The sequence below is a fragment of the Vibrio splendidus genome (assembly GCF_002873455.1).
Taxonomy (GTDB): domain Bacteria; phylum Pseudomonadota; class Gammaproteobacteria; order Enterobacterales; family Vibrionaceae; genus Vibrio; species Vibrio splendidus_J.
Map to the genome: position 1 here is coordinate 80,483 of NZ_MCUN01000008.1, position 11,349 is coordinate 91,831.

Annotated in this window: 12 protein-coding genes; 7 read left to right on the forward strand and 5 right to left on the reverse strand. The window is 40.7% G+C overall.

Features of this window, described 5'->3' with window-relative positions; translation table 11 throughout:
• Positions 1-13: 13 nt before the first annotated feature.
• Entirely contained in the window at positions 14-463 is a 450-nt protein-coding gene (locus BCU75_RS06780) for a DNA polymerase III subunit chi (protein WP_017078776.1), read from the reverse strand.
• 106 nt (positions 464-569) lie between these two features.
• A complete protein-coding gene (gene pepA / locus BCU75_RS06785) occupies positions 570-2,090 on the reverse strand; it encodes a leucyl aminopeptidase (RefSeq protein WP_004735335.1) in 1,521 nt (506 codons plus the stop codon).
• Between the two features lie 192 nt (positions 2,091-2,282).
• Here pepA and lptF point away from each other — a divergent pair, with 192 nt between their 5' ends.
• The gene (gene lptF, locus BCU75_RS06790) at positions 2,283-3,383 is read left to right on the forward strand and encodes an LPS export ABC transporter permease LptF (protein WP_102473316.1); all 1,101 of its coding nucleotides are present in this window, start codon (positions 2,283-2,285) and stop codon (positions 3,381-3,383) included.
• Positions 3,384-3,386: 3 nt separating this feature from the next.
• Complete coding sequence (lptG, locus tag BCU75_RS06795) at positions 3,387-4,457, forward strand: LPS export ABC transporter permease LptG (RefSeq protein WP_076675814.1); 1,071 nt, start codon at positions 3,387-3,389, stop codon at positions 4,455-4,457.
• 64 nt (positions 4,458-4,521) lie between these two features.
• On the opposite strand, the gene BCU75_RS06800 is transcribed toward lptG, so the two are convergent.
• Together BCU75_RS06800 and BCU75_RS06805 are read right to left on the reverse strand one after the other, a co-directional pair.
• The gene (locus BCU75_RS06800; protein WP_102473317.1) at positions 4,522-4,998 is read right to left on the reverse strand and encodes an RDD family protein; all 477 of its coding nucleotides are present in this window, start codon (positions 4,996-4,998) and stop codon (positions 4,522-4,524) included.
• 600 nt (positions 4,999-5,598) lie between these two features.
• Positions 5,599-6,207 carry a hypothetical protein gene (locus tag BCU75_RS06805; protein WP_102473318.1) on the reverse strand — a complete coding sequence of 203 codons (609 nt, stop codon included), beginning with the start codon at positions 6,205-6,207 and terminating at the stop codon, positions 5,599-5,601.
• Between the two features lie 413 nt (positions 6,208-6,620).
• On the opposite strand from BCU75_RS06805, the gene BCU75_RS06810 reads away from it, so the two are divergent.
• Entirely contained in the window at positions 6,621-6,923 is a 303-nt protein-coding gene (locus BCU75_RS06810) for a hypothetical protein (protein WP_102464658.1), read from the forward strand.
• A gap of 356 nt (positions 6,924-7,279) precedes the next feature.
• Here BCU75_RS06810 and BCU75_RS06815 read toward each other — a convergent pair whose 3' ends face one another.
• Positions 7,280-7,873 (reverse strand): nucleoside 2-deoxyribosyltransferase, encoded by a 594-nt coding sequence (locus tag BCU75_RS06815; RefSeq protein ID WP_102464657.1) that lies wholly within the window; start codon positions 7,871-7,873, stop codon positions 7,280-7,282.
• Positions 7,874-8,285: 412 nt separating this feature from the next.
• Here BCU75_RS06815 and BCU75_RS06820 point away from each other — a divergent pair, with 412 nt between their 5' ends.
• The 4 genes from BCU75_RS06820 to BCU75_RS06835 all read left to right on the forward strand — a co-directional run bounded on the left by BCU75_RS06820 (position 8,286) and on the right by BCU75_RS06835 (position 11,214).
• Positions 8,286-9,512, forward strand: coding sequence for a site-specific integrase (locus BCU75_RS06820; protein ID WP_102464656.1), 1,227 nt, complete (start codon positions 8,286-8,288; stop codon positions 9,510-9,512).
• A 102-nt stretch (positions 9,513-9,614) separates the two neighbouring features.
• Positions 9,615-9,989, forward strand: coding sequence for a hypothetical protein (locus BCU75_RS06825; RefSeq protein ID WP_102464655.1), 375 nt, complete (start codon positions 9,615-9,617; stop codon positions 9,987-9,989).
• 50 nt (positions 9,990-10,039) lie between these two features.
• Entirely contained in the window at positions 10,040-10,519 is a 480-nt protein-coding gene (locus BCU75_RS06830) for a hypothetical protein (RefSeq protein ID WP_102464654.1), read from the forward strand.
• Positions 10,520-10,785: 266 nt separating this feature from the next.
• Positions 10,786-11,214, forward strand: a complete 429-nt coding sequence (locus BCU75_RS06835) for a DUF2787 family protein (protein ID WP_102464653.1) — start codon at positions 10,786-10,788, stop codon at positions 11,212-11,214.
• Positions 11,215-11,349: the final 135 nt, after the last annotated feature.

Below are 11,349 nucleotides of genomic sequence, written 5' to 3' on the forward strand. Positions count from 1 at the left end.
CTATGAGGTTTGACTATGGATGTTGAATCTCGATAGTTTGTAGCTGATATCCAGCCTGACGGTAAATTTTATACCTTTCTCGAGCGAGTTGCTTAGCTTTTTCTTCGCAAGGAACGAAGTCTATCACCTGAGCAAAGGCGTTCGCAAAGGTTGTATTATTATCGGCCAGATTTATTACCAGTTGGCGATTCCAATTATGTTTTACGCCTTGATAGCCAATTTCGATGTTGGTTGAATACTTTGGGCCTTCGCCAACTAAGTTATGTGCAATAAATTCATTGGGTTCGACCTGCCAGAAAACCTCAGCGATACGTTCGGCATGTTCTTTGTCATTGCAGTTGAGATAAAGTTTAGCGCCTTGTTTAGCAAAGTGCTGAGCAAGAAACAGCACATAGTGAGCAAAACCATCTTCGCAGGCTTGCGGGCTGTCTGAAGGCACAATGTAAAACGTGGCAGTCTGCATACTTAACACTCGAAACTTGAACTGAAAATCGTGGATATCAATATTACTTGGTTAACAGGGTCTAACAAATAGCGCTTATTAAAAAAGGGCCCGTAGGCCCTTTTCATTATTTTGAAGATTGCTCTTCAGTCTCTTGGCCGCTGCGGTTCAATAAGAATTGGACTAGCATTGAGACAGGACGACCTGTCGAGCCTTTCGCTGCACCTGACTTCCACGCAGTACCTGCACTGTCTATGTGAGCCCAGTGGTACTTCTTAGTGAATTTAGACAGGAAACAACCTGCGGTGATAGTACCGCCAGGGCGGCCACCGATGTTTGCCATATCAGCAAACGGACTGTTCAGCTGCTCATGGTACTCGTCTGCCATAGGCAGACGCCATGCGCGGTCACTTGCTTGCTCTGAAGCATTAACAAGTTCATGAGACAGTGGGTTGTGGTTAGATAGAACGCCACTAATGTGGTGACCTAGAGCGATAACACATGCACCAGTTAGCGTAGCAACATCGACAACACAATCTGGTTCAAAGCGCTCAACGTAAGTTAGGGCATCACATAAAACCAAGCGACCTTCTGCATCAGTATTTAATACTTCAACGGTTTGGCCTGACATGGTTGTTAGAATGTCACCTGGGCGGTAAGCATTGCTACCCGGCATGTTTTCACAGCCCGCAAGAATACCTACAACGTTGATTGGCAAGTTAAGTTTCGCCAGTGCTTTCATTGTACCGAATACAGATGCAGCACCACACATGTCGTACTTCATCTCATCCATGCCTTCACCAGGCTTTAGTGAGATACCGCCTGAATCGAAAGTAAGACCTTTACCGACTAGAACGATAGGTTTTGCATTTGGGTCAGCAGCACCTTTGTATTCCATGATAGACATCATAGATTCGTTCTTAGAGCCACGGCCTACTGCTAGATATGAAGTCATACCCAGTTTTTCCATCTCTTCTTCGCCAATGATCTTAGTCTTTACAGTCTCATAATCGTCAGCTAAACGACGAGCTTGAGAAGCAAGATAAGCTGGGTTCGCGATGTTCGGTGGCATGTTGCCAAGGTCTTTAGACGCTTTTACACCTGATGCAATAGCAAGACCGTGAGAAATTGCTTTCTCACCAAGGCTCAATTCACGACGTGTTGGTACGTTGAATACCAATTTACGTAGTGGACGACGAGTCTCTGGTTTATTACTCTTGAATTGATCAAAAGTGTAAAGACCATCTTTAGTTGCTTCTACCGCTTGGCGAACTTTCCAGTAAGTATCACGACCTTTAACGTGCAGTTCAGTAAGGAAACATACAGCTTCCATAGAACCAGTTTCGTTTAGTGTGCTGATGGTTTTTTGGATAATTTCTTTGTATTGACGCTCGCCTAGCTCACGCTCTTTACCACAGCCTACCAGTAGAACACGTTCTGAAAGTACACCAGGTACTTGATGCAGTAGTAGCATCTGGCCAGGTTTACCCTCTAGATCACCGCGACGAAGCAGTGAACTAATATAGCCATCGCTAATCTTATCTAATTGCTCGGCGACTGGAGAAAGGCGGCGCGGTTCGAATACACCGACAACGATACATGCGCTGCGCTGTTTCTCTGGGCTGCCACTTTTTACACTGAACTCCATGCGTACTCCTACATCCTGAAGACAAATCGAACTAAATGTTAGATAATGGGTTCTTACTTGTTGGATCCTATAATGGAACTAACCTTAAAGAAGAACGCTAACACTTAGCTAAAAATTTAAAAAAATAAAAGGTTCAACGGGAAATTATAGTGATTCAATCAAAAAAACAAGTTTTGTATAGGTAATTTGAGCGTGATTATTGTTAGATATTTGATCCGCGAGACAATCAAGAGCCAATTTGCGATCTTTTTTGTTCTCTTTCTCGTGTTTCTCAGCCAAAAATTCATCAGTGTTTTAGCGGACGCCTCTGATGGTGATATTCCTGCGAGCCTCATATTGTCGATTGTTGGTCTAAATATGCCAGCGATGGGCTTATTGATGCTTCCACTCAGTATCTATATTGGTATTTTGCTTACTTTTGGTCGTCTTTACGCTGAAAGTGAAATAGTCGTAATGAACGCTACGGGTATTGGTAATAAATTCCTTATCCAATCTGCGCTTTATTTGGCTCTGATTACCGCAACAGTTGCTGCTTTTAACTCATTTTGGTTATCTCCTTGGTCACAAGATAAAGTTGAGCAAATGTATGAAGAGGTGGCTGCAGAGAACAGCGTTGATTTGCTGCCAAAAGGTAAGTTTGAAGGTACGCCGGATGGTTCTTCTGTTGTTTTCATTGATGATATCGACGGTAATAAGTTAGAAAATGTGTTCGTTGCTCAAATGCGCCCACGTGATTCGGTATTGCCTAGTGTGATGTTTTCTAAGTCAGGTGATGTAAAAGAGCTCAGCGATGGTCGCCAAGTGATTGTGATGTACGATGGTACTCGTCATGAAGGGGTTCCAACACGTCTTGATTATATGGTGACGCACTTTGAGGAGTACGAAGGCTTAATTGGTCAGCGTGAAGTTGAGAAGAAAGGTCGTGATTGGGAAGCCATTCCTACGCTCGAACTGATTGGCAATCCAGAAAAGAGTGCGAAAGCGGAATTGCAGTGGCGAATTTCATTGGTGCTTTGTATTCCATTGTTGACCATGCTTGTTGTGCCATTGTCAGCGGTGAACCCTCGACAAGGTCGTTTCGCTAAAATTGGCCCAGCCATTCTAATTTACCTAACCTATTTCTTAGCAATCAGTGCAACCAAATCTTCGATTGAAGAGGGGAGTATCCCTGCGGTAGTCGGCATGTGGCCAATTAATGCGTTATTATTATTTGTCGCGATTGGTGCAAACTTTATGGATAGCGTGCCAATAAGGCGTTTGAAAGAAAAATTCAAGAATAAAAGGTTAGCTTAAGCCGTGTTTAAGATTCTCGATTTATATATAGGCAGAACCATCATCGCAACTACGTCACTGGTATTGGTGACGTTTGTTGGTCTCTCTGGGATTATCAAGTACGTTGAGCAGTTGAGAAAGGTTGGTCGTGGTACCTATGATCTACTACAAGCGCTGTATTTCGTTCTATTGAGTGTTCCTCGTGATATCGAGATGTTCTTTCCAATGGCCGCATTACTTGGTGCATTGATTGGATTGGGTATGCTCGCTGCGAGTTCTGAGCTGGTGGTCATGCAGGCTGCGGGTTTCTCAAAGTTAGATATTGGCCTATCGGTACTCAAAACCGCTATTCCATTAATGATCGTCGTGACTCTTCTTGGTCAATGGGGAGCACCTCAAGCGCAGAAGATGGCTCGTGACTTAAGAACCATATCGATTGCTGGTGGTAATATTATCTCTACCCAAAGTGGGGTGTGGGCGCGTGATGCCAATGATTTTATTTTCATTGTCAAAATTGATGATCAAAAGCTATATGGTATGAATATGTGGCGCTTTGATGAGAATAAGGCTCTGAAAACAGCTATATACTCAAAAGAAGTCGATTACGTTGGAGACAACGTTTGGACGATGAAGGATGTAGAGATTACGTCTTTTGAAAATGAGCTTCAGATTACCAAAGAAAGCTTACCAACTTACACTTGGGAAACATCACTTGCTCCGGATAAGCTTGCGATCGTAACAGTTAAACCAGAAGAGCTGTCTTTAAGTGGGTTGTATGATTATGTTTCCTACCTTAAAGCCTCAGAGCAAGATGCATCGCGCTATGAACTCGCTTTATGGAGAAAGATAACTCAGCCGATCTCGATAGCGGTCATGATGTTGATGGCATTGTCGTTTATCTTTGGTCCATTACGAAGTGTGACGATGGGGGCAAGGATTCTTTCGGGGGTTATTGCAGGTTTCACCTTCTATATATCCAGTGAGTTCTTTGGTCCGGTCAGTTTGGTTTATCAAATACCACCGGCCTTTGGTGCGTTAGCCCCGAGCGTGGTGTTCCTCGGGATTGCCATAATGCTCTTGAGGCGGAAACTGTAAATAGAAAAAAGGAAGGCCTTATGCCTTCCTTTTTTTGATCTTGATTGTAGCGAGGTTCATAGCGTTATCGTGCTTGTGGTAGCACGACTACTTCAGTCTTGGCCCAGATGTCGTGAAAGCCACGCTTCTGAGGATCAAATGGTACACATAAGTTTGCCAATCCAAATCCTGAGGTCCCTAAGCGAATCAGCGCTTGGGTTACAGTAATAGCGGAGCCATCTTTGTTTTGAACACGCAGTTTCCAAGCTCGCATTCCTAGCGTTTGACCTGCTCTTGTCCAAAAGAACACAAAGAAGTACACCCAAACTACGACTAAGTAAAATGTATATGCAGGACTCCAAATCGGGTGGTTGGTCAAGAAGTCACTAACATCGGCATAACCACTGTGGTGAAAAATGCCAAGAGCCATGAGCGCATGCAGTAGAGCGACAATGACGCCAGCCGCTAACATTTCAATAGCGATTATGATGAGGGCGTCATAGAACAAGGCACCGAATCGGCGCATTATTCCTGCTGGTGGCATTGTGTTTGTTGATGTCATGATGTCTTATTTCTTCAAAAATTGAGGCGTCAGAATATAGGCTAAGGCTTGGCGTGAAAAGAGACATGACGCACAGCTTATGACTTAGTGGCGAAATTATCGGCAAACACACAGGAATTCAAGTTTTTATACTTGCCACATCAGTTCGCATACGTATAATGCCAGACATCGAAAGGGCAATGCTCCAAGATAATGCCGGTATGGTGAAATTGGTATACACGACGGATTCAAAACTTCCTAAGTTACTAATTTATAAAGAATTTTTATGAAAAGCCTCGATTTTTATCGAGGCTTTTCTACATTCAGAATATGCAAAAACACAACCTCCATCACACTTCAAAATACCCCTTCTTAATTTCGTTTATTTTTCTTTTACTGACAACTTCCTGTCCAACTTAAACATAGAACAGCAAAGCCAGAGCCTAAGCTTTACTGGTCACTAAGGCCAAAGTAACAAACTGAAACGCGTTACTGCATTTCCAATCTGTAATATCTTTAATATTTGATGGTTAGATGTTCAAGACAGTAAAACCGAAAAGGTTCTGTCCTTCTACTGTCGTAGACTGACAGAACCTGAAATACATCAGCTTTGCTTCTTAATTAAAAGTAGAACTTTAGACCTGTTACCCCAGACCATTGTTCAGATTCTTTATAAGTTTTATAACTTGCACCTAGTTCAATCGCAAAAAAATCAGTGAAGTTTATTTCGCCCATTAGTGAATATTTATTCATCGTATTCTTATCAACGTAAGAGTAGCGATAACTAGGAGTGAGAGTAATAAAACTAATTGGGGTAAACTTGAAACCAGCATGAACAGAAGGAGCATATTCACTAAAATTAAGTTTGCGTCGCTCTGCATCGATACGGTTCACGCCAACAGATAAAAAAGGTGCTACGCCATTAGTATAGTTACCGTTAAATCCTAATCCAGCATAGTGATCTCTAAATTGAGTTTTTCCAGTACTCATTCCTGAAAATTCAGTTTCCACGAAGGCATTATTAGTCAATGAGAAAGATAGTGAAGCATATGCACCCACAAGGTCTTGCTCTTCCTTTTCTGAAAACTTGGAACCTAAATATTGATCTAAACCTTCATTTTGTCCGGCTTGAAAGCCAAAACTGAGACTATTAAAATAATTGTGTTCAGCATGTGCGAAACTAGAAAATATGATAGGTAACGCAATGATTATTTTACTTACTTTTTTCATTATACATCCAGATATGCATTTTATAAATCAGGGCGTAAAATACAATTTATTTAGGGGGGATTCAATGATATTTTGTATGTTTTCATACTGTTTTTTACCGAAATTTATCATAATGGAAGATGTTTGTTCATAATTAGAGGAGGCATTTAGCTTGTTGACTTTTTTGGAAAATAATTAACTTACACTGGTAAGATGTGTGACCAGTATTTATTGGGTTAAATCCAATCAAATGTAAACTTACCCTTTTTTACCTATTACAAAACAATATATTTAAAAAACACTTACAACTCTTTAATTTTAATGGTGAGGGGGTGATATTAATTAAAAGCATGTAACATTTAACTTAAGTCAACAATTTCATTACTCTATGATTAATAGTATAATTAACTCCCAACGCAAAGAAAGATCTCTTCATGTTCATTAAAATATTAATTTTTATTATTAGCTGTGCTTTTGTTTTATGGTTAAATACAGCTAATGCTGATAACGAAAATTATGCAATCTTAGATAGGAGCTGTTCTAGTATTGTTTGTAATAATTCGATAGAAAATACTAGATTTCAGTATGATAAAGAGGAGAGTTTCGTATTCTCTTTGGAGGAGAATTCCACAATGGATAAGATATCATCATCTATATTCGTTATTTTAGAGAATAAAGATGACAAAAGCCATCATATAGATGCCATATTGGATATAGTAGAAGTTTGGGAAGAGTAAAAGATCGGGTATGTATGAAATTAGTCCAGAGATAAAACTATGCTATATATGGTTAACAATTAATTTCTAGCTAGTATTCACGTGAGTAACCTATTTAAATAAAACTCAAGATAGGCATTCTAAGTCTACCACAATTAAATTTCGGATACCAAAGTACAGGGATTAAAATTGCTTATAGACATATCTGGATAATATCAATGGTTGAATAAGAGAAAAGCTCCTCAAAAAGAAACAACCCTAAAAAGGGTTGTTGTAGTCTCACACTTCCAACTCTAAAGAAAAGAGAAGTAGAATTTTATTATTAGAGCTATTGCTATCTTTAGACGTAGTTCCGTCTATCGGAGGTCTTTAAATTATTATCCGGCTATCATTAACTCTGTATTTATATATTCACTTTCATACAGACGAATTTGCTTAAGACATTGCTCAAAACCTAATAGCTCTCGATATGGCTGCTTTTCTTCAACAAGTCGATGCATAACGATATTTTCATTCACTGCTCCATCTAGCATTAAATTGTCTATCAAGCCAAAGTTCTCTAATGTCATACCCAAGCTGTCCACATAGTGGTTGTGTGAGACTAGGTGTGTACCAGTTAATTCTGATAGATTTCGCTCCAAAAACAAACGAGTATCATTGGTATACGCAAAAACAGGCTTCTTAAGGCCACGCGCCAATCCCATCTCATAAGCTGTGCCCACATCACAACTAGTCCCGCGAAATGGCGTAATGTTAGCGAGAATAAAGTCAGCTTCAGCAATTAGCTTCTCATTTGCACTAGCTATCTCAAGCCCATTATCCTGTGGGATGTTAGATGTAAACTCTATTACATTATCAAGAGGAAAAAGACCTTCAAAACCATACAGCTGGCACAATTTTTTCTTGTTATTACCTATTTCGATCGCATTGTCTAAAAAAACCTCTGGTCCAGCAAGATAGATTTTCTTCACATCAACACCTTCAATATTAATTCTGACAAATCAGAAGCAGTTAGAGAATAGTTAGGAGCTTGCTCACCGACTCTGAACATCACCCTCGGGGCTCTTACTGTGTTTTTTTTAGTTGCCTTCTGTTGCATATGTGCCTTTTTCTTATGTCGTATGTTAATTAAAAATTTGAATGAATTTATCCGCGCTATAAAACCCCAGTATTGGGTTAACGTCAATGACAAAATGGCACGTCGGATCAGATACAATGTAAAAATAAATATCCTTTAGTACTTCACGATGGTCATTATTGCTATTATGTAAAATCTGCAAAGTTGCTATCAAAACAGACCTCAAAGCCTATAACCAACCACTCCCGATCTCGCATCACTTGAAAATATATATCAATACCTTACTTAATCACCGAGGTATTCACATGAGTAAACTATTCAAATTTACCCCAACCAAACTTAACAACATCCCACCTCACGATAGACGATCTAAATCCACCAACAATGAAGTCTCTGATACCGAAGTGCAGGGCTTGAAATTGCTTATCGGCAAATCTGGAAAAAAGCGCTTCTTATTAAGATTTGTGTCGCCAGTTTCCAAGAAAAAATCCAGCATTTCCATTGGCCCATGGCCCGATATGGATTTGCCTACTGCTCGCAATAAAGCGCGTAAGTTAAAGGTACAAATCGCTGATGGTATCGACCCTAAGCTTGAACGGGATAAGCAAGTCGAAACTCAAGTGCCGACCTTGTACGACTTCTTTCACGATACCTTTATTGTTTCTAAGAAAAGTAAAGGTAAGAAAACGTGGCGTGATGATATTGCAAGGTTTGAGCACTGGAAGCATCTACATATGAAGCCTATCAATAAAATTACTGGCGTTCATCTTCATCAAGTTCAAGCAAAGCTATTAGCAACGGAGTATCGCCCCGGTAAGAAGTACGCAGCAGCCACGGTCGATCGTACTATTGCCTTGATGAAAACGATCCTAAAGGAAGCATACCGCCTTTTAGACATTCCCTACATAGGCGATAAGGTGTCGCTTATCAATCCAGATAATATGAGAACTCGCTACTTAACCATGGAAGAAACAGCAGCAGTGATACGTGCATCACGAGATTACTATTGCCGCGTGACTGGAAATTTCATTTCTCTGCTTTTCCTTACGGGATGTCGAGATTCTGAATTACGTACGATTAAGTGGCGAAATATTAGCCTGATTGATAAGACGATGTTCGTGGCTGATACCAAGAACGGATCTAGTATGACAGTGCCACTGACGCCATTTATGGTCGAACTGTTCCGGGAGCTATTAAACATGAGACAAAAAGGCAATCCATACGTGTTCTTTGGTCGAAAGGAGAGAAGTCATATCTCACAACCTAGAAATGCTTTTACTCGAATCAAAGAGAGGGCAGGGATTAAGAATCCGAAAGAGGTTTGTTTTCATGTTGCCCGTCATAGCTTTGCGACAAATTTAATCGAGAATAATGTCGATGTGCTGACTGTACAGCGTTTAATGAACCACAAGGATTTAAGCAGCACTCAGAGGTATGTTAAGCATTCTAAGGAAAAGCTGCTCAACAGCTCGGACACTTTGTCTTCGGTATTGAAAGAACAGGCTCCAAGGCTGGCACACCGCATCAGTTAAATAGTTTTAACTTTAAAATCAAACATATATAAAGATTATACATACGCCCCTACTGGCTCTCGCTAGTAGGGGCTTTTTCGTATCTGGAACAAGGAAAAACACATGCAAGTAATAAAAACTTTTACGGAATTGATGGGCTTGAATTTGCCTAGCTCTGATAAGGCTAATCTCATGACACATTTAACTGAAGTTACGGATGGGGATTTAAACGAGCTAGAGAAAAGTTGGGACGAAATAGGCATCACTCTGATTTTGTTCGATGAGAGTGATACCAATCAAGACCTTCATGATATGGATGAACAAGCCAAGTACCTGATTGATTTCGTCACTGTTCACCCTGAGTACGTGCTACTTATCGGCTCTATGGTCATAGCGTTAGGTGTACTTAACGACCAAGGCTCAGGCTGTTACCTAGCCGGACATTCTACCTCTCAACTTCATCCAATCCAGACGCTACTCGCTCACGTTGATAGCTAGTCGTCACTCACGCAGCAATATTTCACATTATTACCGACAGGAGAATATCTATGAACCGACGCAAAGTAGACCCAGACTTCCCTAATGCAAGCACTCAAGATGAGCAGCACCAAGAGATTAATCATTTCGAACAAATCGTATTAACAGGTGCAGCGCCGAAACTAGCAGGGACTGGCAAGGTCTTGTACGAAGTGGCGTTGCATAATGAAGAAAAGCAACTCTACTTCAGGATTGCAGGGCAGGAAGGTGGCGCAGGGCTTCATTCAAAAGAGTGGCTATCCGTAAATACCATGCTTGAACTGATAGAAGCGCAGAAAGATAAACCATGGAAAAGTCAGCTGTACAAGCAACTATTTAACGGTGGTTCAGCAAACAACCATTCGTTCTGTTCTGTAATAATTCGGGACTTAGGTTTAGCATCAAAAACGGATTCATCTCGCTACTTACATGTGCTTTCGACAGACTTCGAGGAGAAGAAAAGCGCATTACTGGCACTCGCCAAATCTCAAACCACATCTAAGAAAAAATAACCCTACCAGACAGTAAGACGACAGAAGGAATTTGCTAAGCCGATGAGTTGTAATCTGTTTACTTCATCAGGTGATTACCGTCAACGGACGATGAGTAATACGGTCACCACTGATATCACTACTCGACGGATTTCAAATTTCTTGAGTTATCACTGGAAGAGTTAATGACGAGATCAGAATACTCACCTCGAACCAAGCCATTTCCTAGTTTTCATACCTCGCACTACACAAGAGTGCATCCCTAACAAACTAAAAGAGAATTTATTATGAAACTATGCTTTTCAAAGAATAAGCTGACTTTACCTGTCAGTGTCGATCTTCAAGATACTTTAAACCGAGTGATCACCGATTCAGGTAAATGGACACCCATGATCCAATCAGTCGTGATTAACTTTCGAGGAAAATCATACTGTCCTGAGAATGGTGGCTACCATCCTGTGGAAATCCGTATCAGTAGGCTTAATGATCAATGGGTTTTCGATTACATCACTGACTTTAGTTACTGTGGATTGATGCCTGAACTAGAGAAAGAAATCGACTTTGATTTTGGTCATGGTGTGGCTTACATCCGATACATGGGTGAAGTTCCCATTACTGAATCCAGTGTCGCTGAGTTCTATTCGATGTGGGAAACCAACTTTCTAAGCTACATTGGAATGGACTGCTTTGATGAGATAAAAGTCACGGTGGATTAGTCCATCACTAACGAATCAAGTTGAAAGCACCATGTATGCACCATAAAATCCGCCTCTCACTTCCTAGTGACACTAAGGCTTCCTATTGTTCCATGTAACTCATGGTGTGATGGGAAGCCTTTTTCATTGGATCAA

Bases quoted from the DNA above. Each gene is read 5' to 3' on its own strand.
- BCU75_RS06780 (WP_017078776.1), bottom strand. From the start codon at position 463: ATGCAGACTGCCACGTTTTACATTGTGCCTTCAGACAGCCCGCAAGCC.
- pepA (WP_004735335.1), bottom strand. From the start codon at position 2,090: ATGGAGTTCAGTGTAAAAAGTGGCAGCCCAGAGAAACAGCGCAGCGCA.
- BCU75_RS06800 (WP_102473317.1), bottom strand. From the start codon at position 4,998: ATGACATCAACAAACACAATGCCACCAGCAGGAATAATGCGCCGATTC.
- BCU75_RS06805 (WP_102473318.1), bottom strand. From the start codon at position 6,207: ATGAAAAAAGTAAGTAAAATAATCATTGCGTTACCTATCATATTTTCT.
- BCU75_RS06810 (WP_102464658.1), top strand. From the start codon at position 6,621: ATGTTCATTAAAATATTAATTTTTATTATTAGCTGTGCTTTTGTTTTA.
- BCU75_RS06820 (WP_102464656.1), top strand. From the start codon at position 8,286: ATGAGTAAACTATTCAAATTTACCCCAACCAAACTTAACAACATCCCA.
- BCU75_RS06825 (WP_102464655.1), top strand. From the start codon at position 9,615: ATGCAAGTAATAAAAACTTTTACGGAATTGATGGGCTTGAATTTGCCT.
- BCU75_RS06830 (WP_102464654.1), top strand. From the start codon at position 10,040: ATGAACCGACGCAAAGTAGACCCAGACTTCCCTAATGCAAGCACTCAA.
- BCU75_RS06835 (WP_102464653.1), top strand. From the start codon at position 10,786: ATGAAACTATGCTTTTCAAAGAATAAGCTGACTTTACCTGTCAGTGTC.